This window comes from Saccharibacillus qingshengii (assembly GCF_013185195.1).
GTDB classification, from domain to species: domain Bacteria; phylum Bacillota; class Bacilli; order Paenibacillales; family Paenibacillaceae; genus Saccharibacillus; species Saccharibacillus qingshengii.
Genome location: NZ_JAAZWC010000007.1, coordinates 44,290 through 61,129 on the forward strand (window position 1 = coordinate 44,290; position 16,840 = coordinate 61,129).

At 48.1% G+C, this 16,840-nt stretch carries 13 protein-coding genes; 6 read left to right on the forward strand and 7 right to left on the reverse strand.

The annotated features are described in order from the left end of the window. Positions 1-8: 8 nt before the first annotated feature. Positions 9-1,787, forward strand: coding sequence for a hypothetical protein (locus HRQ60_RS08075; protein ID WP_172195186.1), 1,779 nt, complete (start codon positions 9-11; stop codon positions 1,785-1,787). A gap of 687 nt (positions 1,788-2,474) precedes the next feature. On the opposite strand, the gene HRQ60_RS08080 is transcribed toward HRQ60_RS08075, so the two are convergent. Continuing rightward, the gene (locus HRQ60_RS08080; RefSeq protein ID WP_172195188.1) at positions 2,475-3,596 is read right to left on the reverse strand and encodes a tyrosine-type recombinase/integrase; all 1,122 of its coding nucleotides are present in this window, start codon (positions 3,594-3,596) and stop codon (positions 2,475-2,477) included. A gap of 512 nt (positions 3,597-4,108) precedes the next feature. Further along, the gene (locus tag HRQ60_RS08085) at positions 4,109-4,840 is read right to left on the reverse strand and encodes a Crp/Fnr family transcriptional regulator (RefSeq protein ID WP_172195190.1); all 732 of its coding nucleotides are present in this window, start codon (positions 4,838-4,840) and stop codon (positions 4,109-4,111) included. A 185-nt stretch (positions 4,841-5,025) separates the two neighbouring features. Between HRQ60_RS08085 and HRQ60_RS08090 the strand changes: the two genes are divergently transcribed. Both HRQ60_RS08090 and HRQ60_RS08095 read left to right on the forward strand, forming a co-directional pair. Then, positions 5,026-6,081 carry an S-layer homology domain-containing protein gene (locus tag HRQ60_RS08090; RefSeq protein ID WP_172195192.1) on the forward strand — a complete coding sequence of 352 codons (1,056 nt, stop codon included), beginning with the start codon at positions 5,026-5,028 and terminating at the stop codon, positions 6,079-6,081. Between the two features lie 66 nt (positions 6,082-6,147). Continuing rightward, complete coding sequence (locus HRQ60_RS08095) at positions 6,148-6,351, forward strand: hypothetical protein (RefSeq protein ID WP_172195194.1); 204 nt, start codon at positions 6,148-6,150, stop codon at positions 6,349-6,351. Between the two features lie 91 nt (positions 6,352-6,442). Here the strand turns inward: HRQ60_RS08095 and HRQ60_RS08100 are convergent, their stop codons facing one another. Beyond that, the gene (locus tag HRQ60_RS08100) at positions 6,443-7,324 is read right to left on the reverse strand and encodes a hypothetical protein (protein ID WP_172195196.1); all 882 of its coding nucleotides are present in this window, start codon (positions 7,322-7,324) and stop codon (positions 6,443-6,445) included. Between the two features lie 245 nt (positions 7,325-7,569). Between HRQ60_RS08100 and HRQ60_RS08105 the strand changes: the two genes are divergently transcribed. The 3 genes from HRQ60_RS08105 to HRQ60_RS23995 are packed head-to-tail and all read left to right on the forward strand — an operon-like array spanning position 7,570 to position 11,208. After that, positions 7,570-7,770 (forward strand): helix-turn-helix domain-containing protein, encoded by a 201-nt coding sequence (locus tag HRQ60_RS08105; RefSeq protein WP_172195198.1) that lies wholly within the window; start codon positions 7,570-7,572, stop codon positions 7,768-7,770. Further along, positions 7,755-8,810: an S-layer homology domain-containing protein gene (locus tag HRQ60_RS08110; RefSeq protein WP_172195200.1), complete on the forward strand. Its 1,056-nt coding sequence runs from the start codon at positions 7,755-7,757 to the stop codon at positions 8,808-8,810. The genes HRQ60_RS08105 and HRQ60_RS08110 overlap by 16 nt, the downstream gene beginning before the upstream one ends. Positions 8,811-8,847: 37 nt before the next feature. Continuing rightward, positions 8,848-11,208 carry an Athe_2463 domain-containing protein gene (locus HRQ60_RS23995; protein ID WP_172195202.1) on the forward strand — a complete coding sequence of 787 codons (2,361 nt, stop codon included), beginning with the start codon at positions 8,848-8,850 and terminating at the stop codon, positions 11,206-11,208. 505 nt (positions 11,209-11,713) lie between these two features. Here the strand turns inward: HRQ60_RS23995 and HRQ60_RS08120 are convergent. The 4 genes from HRQ60_RS08120 to HRQ60_RS08135 form a co-directional block, all read right to left on the reverse strand. Then, entirely contained in the window at positions 11,714-12,319 is a 606-nt protein-coding gene (locus HRQ60_RS08120; protein WP_172195204.1) for a JAB domain-containing protein, read from the reverse strand. A gap of 425 nt (positions 12,320-12,744) precedes the next feature. Next, positions 12,745-13,317: a copper amine oxidase N-terminal domain-containing protein gene (locus HRQ60_RS08125; protein WP_172195206.1), complete on the reverse strand. Its 573-nt coding sequence runs from the start codon at positions 13,315-13,317 to the stop codon at positions 12,745-12,747. A gap of 51 nt (positions 13,318-13,368) precedes the next feature. Further along, positions 13,369-14,931 carry a response regulator gene (locus HRQ60_RS08130; RefSeq protein ID WP_172195208.1) on the reverse strand — a complete coding sequence of 521 codons (1,563 nt, stop codon included), beginning with the start codon at positions 14,929-14,931 and terminating at the stop codon, positions 13,369-13,371. Further along, on the reverse strand, positions 14,928-16,823 hold the full coding sequence (locus HRQ60_RS08135; RefSeq protein WP_246281226.1) for a cache domain-containing sensor histidine kinase: 1,896 nt from the start codon (positions 16,821-16,823) through the stop codon (positions 14,928-14,930). The genes HRQ60_RS08130 and HRQ60_RS08135 overlap by 4 nt, the downstream gene beginning before the upstream one ends. Positions 16,824-16,840 lie beyond the last annotated feature (17 nt).

Sequence of the window (16,840 nt, forward strand, 5' to 3'; positions counted from 1 at the left end):
ATATAACAATGGCCAAAAATCCACTTGTAGATGATATCAAAGAAATCGTTAATGAAAAGCCTGAACTGACAGTAATTCACAACGCAAAAACAAAAGGTAACGCTTCTGTTATGACAAGCCCTATTATCGAAAAAGCAGATGAATATTACAGTGTCTCTGAAAAAAAAGGCGCCAAACAGGAAGAACGCTTGACCAACTTCGTATTTACTAATGTAAGAAAAGTTCGTTCGCTTGGAAAAGAAGAAGCGCTTTTGGTAGACATTATTGAAGGCAAGCAAAACAGAAAAAATGTGTTGCTCCCTGCCGAGATCGTATGTGAACGTCGAAAACTTCTTCCGTATCTGAAAAAAATAAATACTAATATTCAGATTTATGCGCAACACAACAAAGATATTGACTTGATCATGGAACATGTGGCGCAACAAACTCAAGATATACGTTCGGTAGTCGATTATACGGGGCTTTTCAAACACGAAAAAAGCAAACTCTACTACTATGTGGCTCTTGATCATAAAAACGAAGTTATTTATATTCAACAACAACATGCTAACGAGGATACCACTACTTACATTACAGGACCTCGTCATCTTAACACCCAAATGAGAATCACCAAAAGTAATAAAAAGACTTGGGAGGAGTCTGGAAGCGAAATGCTAGATCTCATTCCTAAAACTCTAAAAAACAACAAATCATTGATGATTCTCGCTTGGCATTTCGCATCGCTAATCAGCGACTGGATTCATAATGAACTGGGGCATCGATTGCCTATCTTGTTTGTCTACGGTGAAAAGGGCAGCGGGAAGTCAACTACACTGGATGTTGTATCCGCGTACTTTGGAAATAACGGTAAAACCCTAAGTATGGGTTCTACGCCACAACCTATCCGAGATGCTATGTCAGCAACAAACGCCTTCCCCATTCTGACTACTGAAACTGAGGATAAAGCACGAAATATGCAAACTATTGTTCCTATGCTAAAAGAACTATTTGACCGCTCCACAATATCAAAGGGGCATTTGGGAGGAAATGAAACTTTTCATCTACAAGCTCCATGGATTATGCAGGGAAATACTCAAGTAAGCAACGAAGCTGTACAAGACCGCATGTTGCAAATTCTTGTCCAAAAGTCGGATCGGAACGACTGTGCAGACGCTATCCGCAATAGTTGGCTGAACAAAAACCAAAACAAAGCATTTATCACAGGCTACTTGCAGCACCTGATTGATAATCAACACCAATGGCCTTTCTGGTTTGAACAAGCTAAAGCATATACTGGCAACGTACACGGCCGTCATCTGAGCATCCAAATTTCTATGCTTATTGGGATGATTATGATTCAAAACCTTCAGAAACATCTTGGAGTACAGCCATTCTCCGAAACAGAAATTCAAGGTTTTGTGAAAGCCATAGAGACGAGTCAGGCTCAAAACCAAAAACAAGAACAGCATATTCAATTCCTTGAGTTCTTGCAAGAATACCACACAGCAGACGAATATATAAAAAAGCAAATCCATCAAGAAGAAAAGGGCAGTCATAAATTCCATAAAAAACCTTGGGAAGATGAATTCGAAGAATACATGAAAAATAGTAAACAAGACATCAATATGAACATCATTATGCAAAGCTTGAAAGAAATCGGCAAAGACGGCTCGATTGAATTTGTAAAGTCTCTCAAGGTTTGTAGAAAAACAGTGAGTGGCATTCGAATCAACCCGGAAGCTCTTGAAAAAGCAACTGAAGGTTATATCAAAAAGGAAAATTGGAACAATACAATCAATTGGGACTAGCCCACTCTCTTAAACACTGGTCCGGCCTAGCAGAGGAATTTCTTTTGCTAGGCCGGTTTCTTTATATAAAAACACAAAACAACGGTAGGCAGAGGGAGTCCAGAGCGACTACCGTTTTTCGCCTTTTCTATAAAGCTATTATAAGATATCGGTAGTTGACGGTAGGCGAAGTCGTCTACCGCTGTGGGGATCGTGTACAAGAACCTTCTTTCACTTTTGCGTGTATATCGGTAGTTTTAAAAAAACAAAATACATAAAAAGCAATTCAGGGCGTCCATGTTTAAGTTTATTCTTGATGCAGCAGTGTTCGTGTTGTCTACCGTTTACCATCCCACTCGTCTCCTCGCTTCAAGCTCCTTATCCACGTTGCTCTTGACGGTAGACGACTTCGCCTACCGTCAACTACCGATACTCTCCCTACTTTTTTCGTAAAGGAGAACTGTATGTTTTTTTACCGCCTACCGTTGTTCTTCTGTAGTTTACAAGTGAGTTCCACAAATACTAACCTGCTTCTTTCGTCTTCTCTTGCCTTTGGAACCCCGGCAAGCTGTTAGCATATTCCCGAATTTCTCAAAGCCAAGGGAGATACCTTTCGTTGTCTCCCCGTGGCTTCTAACACCTCAAACAGTTCAAGCACAAAGCAAAGCCCGCCCTAGTTCTGTGGGCGGGCTTGTTTTTCGCTGTTGTTCAGGTCAACAGTGGCATGCCGTTTAGAACTTCGACGATGCCTTCCTCCATACGCGGGGTCACATGTGCGTAGGTTCCTAAAGTGACTTGGGTTGTAGAGTGACCTAACCGCGTCGAAACGGCTTTTACGTTTATGCCACTTTGTAGGAGCAGCGTAGCATGCGTGTGTCGCAGGTCTTGAAAACGGATCTTGGGTAGTCCGCTTTCTTTAAGCAGCTTCTTCCACTCTCGATCAAAGTTCCTTGGACCGACGAAGTTTCCTTCGTGTGTGTGAACAAGATAGTCGCTTGGTCTGTTGAAAGTCCGGGCGTCTTGTGGGTGTTGTTGATCCCTTAAAAGGGTTAAACTGTTTAAAAGTTTAGCTGGTACGGACATCTGTCGCATGCTTTGATCCGTTTTGGTTCTGCCCACTTCAAATCCCTTCCTAGCCTTGCTGATAGCTTGGACGATTGAGATCATGCCTCTTTCAAAGTCGATATCCTTCCATCTTAAAGCCAACACTTCTCCCCGCCTTGCTCCTGTATAGATCGCAACGAGAAACGCCACGTACCAGCGACTCTTTTTAGCTACTTTTAAGAAGATTTCGAGTTCATCAGCTGTCCAAGTTTCGTTGTGGCGCACCGGCTGCAATTTTGGTGCTTTTGCTTGGCTGATAGGATTGGTTAAGAGCTTTCCTCTCCGAGTCATTTCACCAAACGCCTTGGACATCATGTTGTGGATGTGCCGGATTGTTTGTGCCGAAAGTCCATTGTTTTGCAATACATAATAGAAGCTCTCCAAATGATCCACATCCAGATCGCCTACCTTTACTGCCCCGATTGCTGGTTTAACATGATTTTCAAGGTAACCTCTAAAATGATCAATTGAGCTGACGCTGTAGTCGTTTTGTGACTTATCGATCCAGGCTTGCAGGTAATCATAGACCAAAGTAGCACCCGTTTGTTTGGTAAGGTGTTGTCCTGTCACTCGCATGGCATCGATCAGCGCATCCTCAGCTTCTTTCTTTGTCGCAAAGCCACTGCCCGTCTTTCTTCTTTTCGTTCCGTTCAAGTTCTTGCCCAGCGGAAGAGAAAATTCCCACTTTCCGTTTTTGCGCTGCCTGACATGTCCTTTTATCTCCACCTGCTCAGCCCCTTTCCCGATTTGCGCATCGATTTTAACAGTGCGCTTTTAAGGGCACAAGATAGGGAAAGTCCACTTTTGGTAAAGCTGAAATCCGGTTCTAGCGTTGCTGTCCTACTAGAGAGATTTTCAGCATTGGAATGCAAGTGGCGGGCCAAAGAAAGAAGCTTTTAAACGAAAGTTTATTTCCTATAGGTAAACGAACATTATCTTAGTTCCGTGGGGATCTAGGTCAATTCGACTTCAAGTTCTCGAAGCTTCTTAACCTATTTTGAAATCTTCATTACCTAAAGTTGTTTCTGGTTCACTTCAAGCTATCTAGCCTACTAGCCTTTTCCGCAAACCATACTCCTTTCAAAAGCGATTCGCCTTTTCTCCAAGTTCAACTGACCCAACTTGCGATTTCCGGGGGTTCCCGCTGTAGGAATTCTTAAGCCATACAAACAAGCCATTCAAAAGTGAACGGCTTGTTGCTTACTTTGTGGTTTGCGACACAGAGATTCTCTGCTAACTTAGGTATCATATTTGTGTTGGGAGTGCCAGCGACGTGTTTCGGTAGGCTCTGCTTCTCCGCCTGCTTGCTTGCGCAAACGTTCCAGATCCAAAACGACGATCTTTCGGGCTTCTGTTCGGATCAAGCCTTCTTGACGAAGCTCAAGTAGCGCACGAGTTACTGCTTCTCTACCGGTTCCGATCATTTGCGAGAAATATTGATGCGTGATTCTCCATTCGATCTTGATGCCGTCTTCTACAGGGATGCCGAAGTTGGCTAAAAGATCCAAGAGCAAGTTAGAAACACGAACACGGGAGTCCAGAAACGCTAAGTACTCGATCTTACGATCTGCTTGGCTTAAGCGATCACTGACCACGTAGAACATGCGTCTCAACAAGACTGGATAAAGATCAAGCAGTTTGTCTAAGTCTTTCTGTTCGATCTTCCATAGCACCGTCTTTTCTAAAGCAGACACAGAAGCTAGTCTTTCTTTGTTTTCATGAACAGCTTCAAGCTCTCCGATCATCTGTCCCGGGAACTGATGTCCAAGCACAATGACTCTTCCTTCATCTTCTCGATAGATTTGCAGAGAACCGGACTTTACAATGTACATTTCGGCAGCAAGATCTCCTTGATCAAAAAGCACCTGCTCTTTACGAAGACGTTTCTCTTTAAACATAGGCAGCACAAAATCCTCGTTTACGTCTTTGATCCCCTCAAAGAAAGGCGTATCGAGTATACTTGAAAACATATGATTTCTCCTCACGGCTAGCTTTGGATACTTCTATTATAAGCGTGCAGAGAATCTCTATCAATTACTTTCTTTTGTTGGGTACTTGTGGAAAATGCATGGCTGGTGTTAAAATTTCGAAGTTTGAGAAAAAGATTAGACACGGGGCTGAAAGCCTCGTCACTTAAAAAGGAGAGGTGATCGCAATGAAGAAGAATAAAATCAAAATCTTGACCACGCTGATGTTGGCAGCTTCCCTTACAGTATCGGCGGTCGCCAGTGCAGCGACTTTCAAAGACGTTAAATCCACGCATTGGGCATATAGCGCAGTAGAATGGGGTACTAAGGACGGTATCGTGAAAGGTTACCCAGATGGTACGTACAAACCGGATAAGACAGTAACAGAGGAAGAGTTCCTCTCGATGCTTATCCGCTCGTATAACGATCTGCCGGACACGCAAAATCCACCGTACTGGTCTTACAAATACTACGCTAAGGCTAAAGCGCTGAACTACCCGCTGTCCAGCAATCGTGTGGCTCCAATCAACCGGACAAAGGTAGCTGAAATTGTTTCTGGTACCCAAGGCAAAAACTACACTGGAACAAATGCAATCAAGTACATGCTGGCAGAGGGTTTGGCCGCTGGTAAGACTGGCGACAAGAGCGTTTCTGGCTACCGTGGTACTGATGTCCTGACTCGTGCTGAGGCAGTAGCGTTCATCAAGAACGTCATCAACAACCGCGATAGTGATCAACTGTTGCCACGTCCTACTAAACCAAGCACTCCAGTAACCGGCGTACCTGATGGCGGTTCCACTACAGCCCCTAACAAAGGACTGGAAGTTATTGGTGCAGATAAAGCTGATTCGACTCTCATGAATCGGGGTAATGCTGTAAACAAGGCTTTGGCTGGTACTGGTCTTGTGACTACTATTAACACTGAACAAGGTGTTGTAGTCATTACCGATCCTAAGACGAACAACAACATCTTCGTATTCAAGGATGACTCGTACAAGGACCCTGCTTTTGGGGTAGTTATCAAGTACGATTACCTGGTAGATACCACTGCCAAAGAATGGCGCACTGATTACGTTAATGCCATGGCAAAAGCTATGACAGCTCTGGGCGTAAACAGTGGTTCTACTTTCGTGAACTCGTTTAAGGATCCTATCTATAAGGGTACTAATGCGACTTACAAAGTGGGCAGCAAGACATTCCACATTACTCCGGTTAACGTTGGACAAGGCGTCATTTCGGAATAATCTGAGCTCCTGGTCTCTTCAAAGAGGCTGGGAGTTCTTTATTTTCAAGAAAAGGAGGACGTTTTTATGTCTTGGTTCTGGCGCAGAAAGAAAATGACTATTGAGCAAATGCATAAAGATAATAGACTCAAAATGGTTTTTGCGAATCCCCCGAGTGCTGAGCAACTAAGAGAAGGTGTTCGGAGACAGGTAGAGGATTTCGAAAACCCCCATGTAAGAACTGCTAAACAACTTGAACGATTTACTGCTTGGGCAGAAAAAAGATCCTGAACCCTTTGGGGAAAGTCTTAAGCAATAGGATTGTGCGCTACGTATCGGTGTGAACAAAAGACTCACCTATAAGGTGAGTCTCTTTATCCCCCTATCCTATTGTAACAACGTCACAAGCCCCATTTCCTTCATTTATACTTAACTTCACTTCATCGAATATTCTTTTCCATAGCAAATCAGTTTTTATTCCGTTTTTTATTGGGGATTGTGTTGCATCATGCACTAACAAGTAGTTCTTTGGTGGTTTGCCAAACGCGCTCGCGGCTCCAAGTTTTCCAACCATCCGCTCCCAGTATGAAGCTGCCACTAAAAAAGCATCCCAGAAATGCTTTTCCCCATTGGTGACAGTTTGATATCCAGTAGTTGGTATTAGTGTGTGTGGGAGTTTATGTGCAGTCGGGAAGAACCCTTCAAAAAGAAGAATTTTATGTGGAGATTCCTTTTGATCACGCCATTCTTCAAGCTCGACAGTTCCTTCAATAGCGACGGCCTTGCTTGTTTTTGCTTTCAGATGAGAAAACAGTTCCAACCCTATGCTAAAAGCCATTGTATTTACAGATGCACCTGCAGAAGAATACCAAGGTGTTGTTTTTTCTAGTGTGAATCTTTCTACAAAAACATCAGAAGATTTCCTCGTTCTTGCCAAAATATCGTATTTATACGTCCACATAGGAGCCTCGAATCCGAGAGCCACTTTCTTGTTAGTAGGTTTTCCTTTAACATATAATTCTTCAAAAATTGCATCGGCTAAACTCTTCATATCCCGTCCACTCGTGTAATCTAGCGTAGCACTATTTCGGTTAGTAAAGGATATGTTGTCCAGGAATCGTTTGTCTGGTCTATTTAATATGTAACTGTCCAAGCTATGTTTTGTAGGATCTTCGTTTACTTTCACCCAAGCGGGAATATCTTTGCCTATATCAACCCCAAAAACGACTATTTCCTCACCAACTACTCCCATGCTCTCAACCAAGTAAATCATCTCCTTTTTATACAAAAATGTTACATATATTCCTCTTTGGTGTCTGTGTCGTAGAACACAAAACTTGAGTAGGCTATAGCACTGACTTCTCCCCTTCTCAAATAGTAAGCTTAGAATATTTGCTGTCATTCCCTATCGCTAAGCCGTTCCCACAAAGTTCACCCCAACATATAATTGTCAAAATATGGTATTATATGTTATAATAAAGAAGTAAACTCGAAAGGAGGCACAGAGGAGTGAACCGCAAAGAACTTGCTTCCTGGCTTGATATCTCTGGACGCACAGTCACTCGTTGGGTCAGTGAACGCGAACTCCCCCACTCCTTCGGACCGAACAAAGAATTAGTGTTTGAAGAAGAAGCAGTCAGAGAGTGGTTGGATCGCGGAGGATTACCCAAACCTAAAAACAGGAGGAAAATCACATGCAAAAAAAATTGATCTCGCTAGCTATTGCAGTCGCGCTCACTTCAACAACATCGGCGTTCGCAGCCGCAAAAAGCTTCACTGACGTTCCAGCCAACAGCTGGTCTTACAGTGTCATCAACTGGTCCACACAACAAGCTATCGCTAAAGGCTACCCTAATGGTACGTTCAAACCAGATAAGACCGTTTCCGAAGAGGAATTCCTCTCAATGCTCATCCGAGCTTACGGCGATGTTCCAGATACGACCAACCCGCCTTACTGGAGCAGCAAGTACTACACGAAAGCAAAGTCCCTCAATTATCCCGTTTCCACTCAGCGCACTGCCGTTATCACTCGTACCAAGGTGGCCGAGATCGTTGCAGGTACGCAAGGAAAGAACTACAGCGGCACGAACGCGATCAAGTACATGCTGGCAAACGGACTCGCTAGCGGAAAGTCCGGTTCTACTGTGGCTGGATACCAAGGAAGTGATTCGTTGACCCGCGCAGAAGCAGTTGCTTTCATTAAACGTGTAATCGACAACCGCGCCAGCGATGAGCTTCTGCCCCGTCCAAGTAAACCAAGTAGCGAAGAAGGCTTGGGATTGGTGCCAGAAGGAAACGCACCTAGCGGATTCAACAAAGATGTTTTAGTCATTAGCGATGGTGCCAAACCGGATGCAACTTTGGTGAAGCGTGGTAATGCCGTTAGCAAAGCACTCGCTGGTACGGGTCTGACTACGTTAGTGAACGTTGAACAGAATGCGCTCGGCATCAAAGACCCTAAGACGGGTAACGTCATCTTTGTCTTTGCTGATAACTCTTATAAAGATGCTGCCTATGGTGTGGTCATCAAGTACGATTATCTGGTAGATACCGGAGCAAAAGACATGCGCGCTGACTATGTGAGCGCTATGACAAAGGCTATGAAGGCACTGGGCATTGACGGTGGCACGACGTTCACTAAAACACTGGATGCGGCAGACTACGATGGCAAATCACGCACCTTCACTGCTGGAGGCAAGACGTACCATATCAATCCAGTAAACGCGGGGCAAGGCGTCATTTCCGAATAAAACAGTTAGGCCAAGCTTAATAAGGGAGGCTACTTAAGTGAAAAATTTCACCTTTAAAGTTTTAGCTATTGCCCTTCTTGCAGCTACTGTAAGCACGCCTGTTCCAAACAAAGCTGACGCTGAACCGCTTAGTTCCAGCACTGCCGCTTGCGCTTTACCCGTATTTGATAACGTTGCTGATGAAATGAATATTAATGGTATCTATGACAAGATTGCTATTGGTCCTCGGGGTTCTAGTGAGGAATACGCGCTTAATTTCCCCCTGTGGCAGTCAAAAGGTTTGGCTGTCTATGGCGGACCAAGCGATATCACGTCAGCGCAAGGACAGTCCAAAGATAGCAGCTCTGCTCAGTGGCGATATCTCGGTTTTGGCTCAGGCAAAAACCCGTACTTCAACATTGACTATCCACCAGACGCAGTAGAAACCAATAACGTAAGCACTCGAAAATGGGTAGCTTATCCCGAGGACAAATGGAAAGCTGGAGCCTTGAACTCCAGTCATGAAGCTAAGCAACCAACTTGGTATCTGGAATCCAAGCCTAGTGAACGTTCTGAGTGGCTCAAGAACATCGTAGACAAGTATCAAGGAACGGATGCTAATCCAGCAGGCAACTGGGCAAAGTTCACTTCCTCCTGGTACTCTACTATCGACAAGTACTTTGTCTGGGAGCAGAAGCCAGGGCAGTCTTATCCGGGTATGGTAACAGGCTGGCACACAGGCTCTAGTGGTAAGGATTGGTACGATACCTTCTCGATCTCCCCTCTTGGACAAGGCCCGAACAGCGGTGACTTTGGGATCGACCTGTTCGAGATGCAAACAGACCTGACCGCCAAGAAAGCGACTATTAACGTGTGGAGCTCCTTTGCGCAAGCAAGCTCGCAGACCCTCTCCTACAAGTTTGCAACGAATGCCGATGGCAGTGGACAGATCGGTGCCGTCCAGCAGTCTAACCAAAGTATTAAAGGCTATAAAACAAGCGGCGCGAGCGTCACACCCCCTGCATCCCGGGATGATGTTTTCAAAGATGCTACGCAGGCAGAGATCAGCGCCATGTGTAAAGACATTAAGCGCCTTAACCAGAACGTAGTCAACGAGTCCTCCGAGGGAGACTTGGCCAAGTTTGTAGAAGCAGCCACAAGACCCCTTTATATCGGGATGTTCGGCTCTTACGCCACGAACAAGGTTGCTTTAACGATCCCAGATGAGGTTGTTGCTAAAATGAACGCTGGCGAGAAAATGTACCTCATCGCCAACATCAATCCGAACAAGTCTACGGAAGAGATCCTTTGGAGTAACAACCGGGGAGCATGGGCTGTAGAGGGAGAAGAAGTTCCGTTCAAGACACCACCTATCAAACCGAAAGACATTACCAAAACAACGGCTACTGTTTACTGGCCGACCATCCCTGGTGATACACTCGAACACTTTGATGTCACCTGCTCTAATGACAATAAGACAGTAAACCGGTTCAAAAACCTGACTCAACCGTTGACAGGACTTACTCCAGCCACAAAATACAACTGTGAGTTAGAAGCTTTCAACAAGGATGGCGACAGCGGCGGCAAGACAACAACAGAGTTTACGACACTGCCCAACGAACCGGCTATTCCAAACACCGACCCGGAAAACGAAACTCCGGGTGCTCCGACTTCTCCGGGTGGTAACGGTGGTGGCTGGAAAGAGATTGGCTTGATCCGTGAAGTCAAAAGCGAGAAGCAGCAAAATATTCCGGTAGCTTATCCAAAGACCTCTGACCAATACAAAGCACTAAAAGATAACGGCGGTGCGACAGCTAATACCTACTCCCCTTACTTTGGCGAGAAACTTGGTGTGTACGCCATTCCGGAGATTGGTCAGTCTACGTACTCGTGGGACTTCACTTATCAAGAAGATGTTTGGGACGATACGCACCACAAAGACTCAAAAGGTAACTGGGTTGGTGATTGGGTGAGCGTTACGAAGGTTGGAACGGAAACTTGCGAAGTCGAATACCCTAAAGCAGGACCAGCTGGACTTTCCAGTACAACCAGCGATCCGAAAGGCAGATCTTCGGCTGTAACGTCCAAGTGGGGAAAGAACGGTACGATCAAAGTTACAGCTTCCAGAAAAGACGATTGTGTAGCAAGCGATCCCAAGAACCCAGCCAAAGGACAGGTGAAGTTCACCTACTACGTGCCGACGATGCTGGAGCTTTCGCCAAGCCTGTTGTTGGACAAAGGCTTCAAGTCCACAACACAAACAATCGATACGGCTAACAAGACGCAGTGGATTGAATTCAATGGAGAAAGTTATTCTCTGGGTTCGGATGCACGAACCCTTTCCAGCAATAAACTGAACAGCCGAATCGACTTCAAAATGTACTGGTCCAAATACGGCAACGTAAGCACAGGCGGATAAGAAAATTTCTCACTAAACCAAGGGGAGACTCAAACGAGTCTCCCCTTCTCGCTGTTCCTAGAAGCTTCTCGAACACTGAAAAGTATATGTTCGACGCCTTTTATAGAAGACTGGCTTGAAAGGAAAGGCATTTGGTGTTTAAAGGTGCCAGGGCTACTTTCCCAAAGCCTTCTGATTTCTTAAGCGATGGAGACCCACGTGTAAAGCGATACTTTACAAAATAAAAAGAGAATGAACAAGAACCGATTTGGTCACTTGTTGAATCTTGGTGTGTTGCTGGTAGTCGTTTGCGTGCGCTATGGTCCTTGAAGATGGTGTTTGTGGCTGCTAGCGAGTACATGTTACAGAGATCGTGCAAGGCCAAGGAAGTACGTATAGAAAATGCCTAAGAGGTTTTGGAGAATGGGTTGTCGCACGGTTAGGTTTTGAAGAATGGGTGGGTTGCTTAGGCGTTTGAGAATGGGTGGTGTAGTTGAGTTTAGCAGAATGGGTGAAGCGCGATGGATTATGTTTTGGGCCAGTGGCCAGATTGTTTTAGACTTAGATATTTGGAATGGGTAAGGATTACATGGTCAAGTAGTTCGACGCCAACGATATCGGCAGCTTGGTCAAGACGATGAGTAAAGAGAATATCAGCTTGGCTTGGCTGGAGAGAACCGCTTGGATGGTTGTGGGCACAGATGATGCTGGCCGCAGAATGTAGAATAGCTGGACGTAGGATGTCGCGTGGTTGAAGACTGATCGAATTTAAGGAACCTAGAGCAACACGTTCGCAGAGAATAAGTCGGCTGGCAGAGTTAAGATACAGGCAGTAAAATTGTTCGTTGTTGGAAAGAGCAAGTTTGGAACGGAGAATGTCGAAGACATGCTGCGGGCTTTGTACTAGAGAATGGGTTGCAGGTGAAAGACAGGTAAGCGACACGGCGCTGCGGAGCGACTTTACCTGAGCAAGTGTAAGGCCGGAAGCTGTGGCGAGTATGGACGGTTTGGCATGAAGAACGTCTTCGGCCGTTGGGAACGTGTCAAAGAGACGGTCTAACGGAGCAATGTCTAAGGAAAGGACTTGAGAAAGTTGTTGGACAAGTTTAGGTTGGCTGCGGAAGTTTAGCATGTTCACGACTCCTTTAAGAATGATCCACGGAGTCTAACACGTGTATTTTCAGCTCAACAAGACAACCAGACTAGAGCATAACGAAAAGGTAAAACAGACATAGTGAGGAGTAGAGTTTTGCGAAAAGAGAAGTACCTTCTAGCAGGAAAAGTTTAGAGGTGGCTGGAGATATCAGGACAGCAATAGGACAGCAGAAGAAACACCGAGCAACCCAGCTTATTTCTTCCGAGCATACCCCCTACTTCAACCAGCCATGTGCTAGGCTTTCGCAGCCCCCTACCCTATCTCAGATCCGAGACCCCCCTTTGAGCAACGTTGCGCCTTCTAAGCGCACGGTCGGGGGTTCGAATCCCTCCTGGGACGTCCAAAGCAAAAGCCCGAGTTCTCGCTACCCAGAGAATTCGGGCTTTTTTGATGCGCGGAGATCACCTCACCGAAGGCGGAGTCGGCGGCTTGGGAACCGTAGGACCGGAAGGTCCGGGCGGCGATACGGGAGGACGGGACGGACGGGTTGGGGAAGTCTGGGAATTCCCCGAGTCCGTATTTTTCGTCAGCATCACGCGGCCGCTGTTTTGATCCCAGACCAGGTCGGCATCGAACAGTTCGGCCGCTACGCGAACAGGGATCATCGTCTTGTTCTCGTAGGACAGCGGAGCGGCGGCAAGCGTAATCGACGTTCCATTGCGCCGGGCTTCGCGGCTGCCGAGTGTCAGCACGTAACGGTCTCCGCCGCTGCCTCCGGTGATCGTAATCGTCCGCCAGGTCTTGCTGTAGCGGAACGTATAATTGCCCAGGCCCTGCAGATCGGTCAGCGTCAGATACGTCAGGCCTTTACGCACAAGCACTTCGCCGGAAGCCAGTCTTCCGTTCACGTACACGGTCGCAGCGGCCGCCGAGGCGGTCTCCGCATACGGCAGCATAGACAGCGGCGCGATCAGCGCCGCCGCGGTTCCCGCCAGCAGAATCTTCTTCATTTTTCCCCCGAATCGTCTGTTCATGCTTCCGCCCCCTTTGATTGGATAATCCCTTTTAACCTCGCGTCCGGATCTTCAACCCCGGGTATGCAGTTTGCTGCGGTATTCGTGCGGCGAGATGCCTTCAAGTTCTTTGAATACGCGCGCAAACTGCTTGGCATTCTCCAACCCGACCGCTTCGCCGACTTCGGAAAGTTTCAGTTCCCGGCCCTCCAGCAGTTTTTTGGCCTGCTCGATTCGGACTTTTTTGAGATACACGACGAAACTTTCTCCCGTGTAGGCTTTGAACGCTTCGCTGAAATACGAATAATTGAGCGAGACATGGTTGCTGACCGTCGCCATATTGAGCGGACGGGCATAGTTCGCTTCGATAAAGGCGACCGCTTCTTTGAGATTTTCATTCTCCGTATAGGCCAGACGAACCTGCTTGATATAGTCGTTCAGACTGGATAGGAGATTCTCCAGGCTGCGGAAATAATCGTGAAAATACCGGAAGTTGTTCCAGTCTCCTACCCTGCGATACAGTTTCAGCACTTCCATCGAAGCTTCCCCGTAGCGCCGGAATACTTCGTCCAGCACCTTTTCGTTGATCAGGCGCACGGTCTGCTGAATATAGGCGATATCGATACGGGCCAACTGGTCGATCCGGAAAATGCGATACAGCCGCTCGTTCATCTCCTTCTGCCTGTCGGTTCCCAGCAAATTCCCCAGCATCCGGACCTCTTCTTCGGGCGGCGGGAACATCTCCCGTCCTCCTTCGACGACCCGGGCATCGACCAGATGGACACCGGGGTGCAAAAACGTATACTGCAAAGCGCGGCACGCGGAGCGGTAGCAGCGGGGCAGGTCGTCCAATCCGCTTCCGGCCAGGCCCAGACCGATCAGCAGTCCGCCCAATTCCCGCTTCTCCGCAAGCTGAGCCAATCTGACAACGCGTTCGGCCGACGAATCGATCAGCACCAAGCGCCCTTCGCGATCCCATAACGCCGCCTGGCAGCCGGACGCCAGCGGACCGTCCAGCCGTTCGATCAGCGCCGCGAGCTCTTCCCGGTCCATGCTGCCCCCCTGTTCATGCCGATAGGAAACGACCGCAAGCGAGAACGGCGTGCACAGCTCCGCCCCTTCCGCCGCAAGTTCGCCCCGCACGCGCTCAAGCTCCGCCCCTTCGGCTTCCAGAAGCTGTCCAAGGCCGGCGAGTCTCAGCCTTTTTTTATAATCCTGCACGGCATCGACCCGCTGGGCATCCGACGTACGGCTGTCCAATTCCTCCTGGGCGCGGGCAAGCGCTTCGAACAGATCTTCGCGGCGGATCGGTTTGAGCAAATAATCCCGGACCTGAAAACGGATCGCCGTCTTGGCATATTCGAATTCGTCATACCCGCTCAGCACGAGCACAATCGGACCTTCCGCCGCACGCTGTTCCAGCCGAAGCTGGGCCAGCATCTCCATTCCGTTCATGACGGGCATCCGAATATCGGTAATGACAATCTCAGCCGGCTGCAGCCGATGCATCTCCAGCGCTTCGCGCCCGTTTGCCGCCAGGCGAATCTCGCAGGCTCCTCCCCATTCCCGTTCAATCATGACTTTCAGTCCCAGACGGATGTTTTTCTCGTCGTCCACGATCAGAAGCTGTCTCATTCGTCCCATCCCCCTCCGGTAAGCAGCACTTTCGGAATCGTCAGTACAACGCGCGTATACACGCCTTTTTCGCTCTCCAGAAACAGTCCGTATTCCGCCCCGTAGAACAGCCGGATACGCTGATGTACGTTGCGCAGGCCGATCCCGCCGAGCTTGACCCCCGTATAGGCCGAACCGGGCCCGTCGTCTCCGGTCTTTCGAATCTCTTCGTTCAGTTGGGCCAGCCGCTGCGGGTCCAGCCCGTCCCCGTTGTCCGTCATCCGGATCTCGATCCTGGAAGCTTCCGCTTCATATGCTTCGATCCGAAACGTCCGCCGTTCGCCTTCTCCGAGTTCCTGCCAGGCATGCTTCACGGCATTCTCCACAATCGGCTGCAGCGACATTTTGAGAATCTCCAGTTCCATAAAAGGTTTGGGAATCTCGCAGCTCAGTTCGACCGGCTCGTCGAAACGGATATTGGTCACTTCGATATAATTTTCGATATGGCGCATCTCGTCTTTTAGCTTGACGTATTCCCCGGTCCATTTGAAGTTGTAGCGCATCATGCCTCCGAGCGAGGTCAGGGCGTCCGAAATTTTGCGTTGATCTTCGATTTCGGCCAGCATCTTGATATTTTCAAGCGTATTGTACAGGAAATGCGAATCGATCTGATTGTACAAGGTGCGCAGCTCGGCTTCTTTCATCAGGGCCTGCTTGCGCACCGCTTCGGCAATCAGCTCGTTGATCGTCTGGGTCATCTTGTTGAAATGATGCGCCAGTGCGCCGATCTCGCCTCCTCCCCGGATCGGAAGCGAAGGCTGAAGCTCTCCTTTTCGCACTTTTTTCATGGCGTCGGCCAGATGTTTGAGATTTTTGAGAATAAACGAGTTCATGATATAAGTCAGCAGCGCCAGCACAAGGACGAACCCGATATTGGCGTAGATCAGCATGCCCCGCGTGCGATTCACGTCTTTGAGCACCTTTTCCAGCGATACGGCGTTCAACAGATAGGCATCCATCCGCTCTACCGGCGTATAGATCATCAGATAGGATTTGCCCCCTTGTTCATAACGGAAAAATCCGTCGGCGATATTCGGGACTTCTCCGGGATCGCCGAGCGCACGCAGCCTGGACACCGAATCTTGGATGACCGGCGATTCCGGAGGCAGCGCTTCTTCGGATTCCCGGGTGTATACGCCGCTTCGAGTGACCAGCAGCATTTGCGATCCGTCTTCCTGCAGTTCCCCGAACGTTCTCGGGGAAAACTGGTCCAGCTGCATATCCACCTGCACGACGCCGATATGCTGGTCTTTGGGCAGATTGACTTCCCGCAGCAAAGACAGTTTCGGCGGATCTTCCTCCGTCGCGCTTACATCCTGCAGAGCTTCTTCCGATTGGAAATACCAGATCTGCCTTTCGCCAAGACCCTGTGTCAGTTTAAACCAGGGCTGCTTGCGGACACGGCTCTCCCGGAAAATAATCGGCCAAATCTCGTAATTGCGTTCATTGGCCGTATACAATCGAAGATGAAGCAGCGCGGGGTTGTTGATCTGGATCCGGGCCAGATTGGCGTAGGCCGTATTGTTGAAATCGACCAGTTCGGCCGCCGTCGGATCGACCTGCTCGGTGAGATAACGCCTCACGTCCTGGTCGGACAAAGGCAGCTGGGCCGCCCGTTCCATCGTTTCGATCTGGTTGACGATCACCTGCTTCTCGCTCTGCATCAAGTATTCGCTTTTGAGCCGGGCATCTTCGACATAACTCTCCTGGATATCTTCGTACAAATACGTCGACAGCAGCGTACTCGGAATCAAAATGAGCAGCGCGTAAGCAGTTACCAACCGGCTCTGCAGCGACCTCGTTTGCAGCCAGCGAAGAACCGCGGCGCCCGCGTCCCTGCCTTTTCGTCGCATCGGTTCCCCTCCCGCCT

Coding starts and splice junctions, on each gene's coding strand:
- HRQ60_RS08075 (WP_172195186.1), top strand. CDS start 9: ATGGCCAAAAATCCACTTGTAGATGATATCAAAGAAATCGTTAATGAA.
- HRQ60_RS08085 (WP_172195190.1), bottom strand. CDS start 4,840: ATGTTTTCAAGTATACTCGATACGCCTTTCTTTGAGGGGATCAAAGAC.
- HRQ60_RS08090 (WP_172195192.1), top strand. CDS start 5,026: ATGAAGAAGAATAAAATCAAAATCTTGACCACGCTGATGTTGGCAGCT.
- HRQ60_RS08095 (WP_172195194.1), top strand. CDS start 6,148: ATGTCTTGGTTCTGGCGCAGAAAGAAAATGACTATTGAGCAAATGCAT.
- HRQ60_RS08110 (WP_172195200.1), top strand. CDS start 7,755: ATGCAAAAAAAATTGATCTCGCTAGCTATTGCAGTCGCGCTCACTTCA.
- HRQ60_RS08120 (WP_172195204.1), bottom strand. CDS start 12,319: ATGCTAAACTTCCGCAGCCAACCTAAACTTGTCCAACAACTTTCTCAA.
- HRQ60_RS08125 (WP_172195206.1), bottom strand. CDS start 13,317: ATGAACAGACGATTCGGGGGAAAAATGAAGAAGATTCTGCTGGCGGGA.
- HRQ60_RS08130 (WP_172195208.1), bottom strand. CDS start 14,931: ATGAGACAGCTTCTGATCGTGGACGACGAGAAAAACATCCGTCTGGGA.
- HRQ60_RS08135 (WP_246281226.1), bottom strand. CDS start 16,823: ATGCGACGAAAAGGCAGGGACGCGGGCGCCGCGGTTCTTCGCTGGCTG.